The sequence below is a fragment of the Martinezella calliandrae genome (genome assembly GCF_030272695.1).
Classification (GTDB): Bacteria; Pseudomonadota; Alphaproteobacteria; order Rhizobiales; family Rhizobiaceae; genus Rhizobium; species Rhizobium calliandrae.
On record NZ_JARFYN010000250.1, the window covers coordinates 1 to 291 of the forward strand.

1 pseudogene is annotated in these 291 nt (G+C 64.6%); it reads left to right on the plus strand.

The features are described 5' to 3' along the window. Positions 1 to 291: pseudogene (locus tag PY650_RS36970) on the plus strand (hypothetical protein); the annotation flags it as partial.

Sequence of the window (291 nt, forward strand, 5' to 3'; positions counted from 1 at the left end):
AGGGTCAGCGCCGCCATTGTGGACGGCAACATCGAGCGCGCGGAGTTGGTGAAGTCGGTGGCAGAGCGGCCGGAGCAGTTCGGGGAGTTGCTCGGAACGGGCGGCCGCCTGGGAGACAGCAAGGATCGCGCCGCTGCCCGCCACTACGCCAAATCGCTCAGCCATCATGTCGCATCAGCCGCACAGGCTTGGGAGCGCCGTCTGGAAGCAGAACGGCAGTCTGAAGCCTGGAAACGCGAAAGGTGCGATGTCGTCGAAGTGCCGGGCTTGACCAAGAGTAGCGAGGCTATC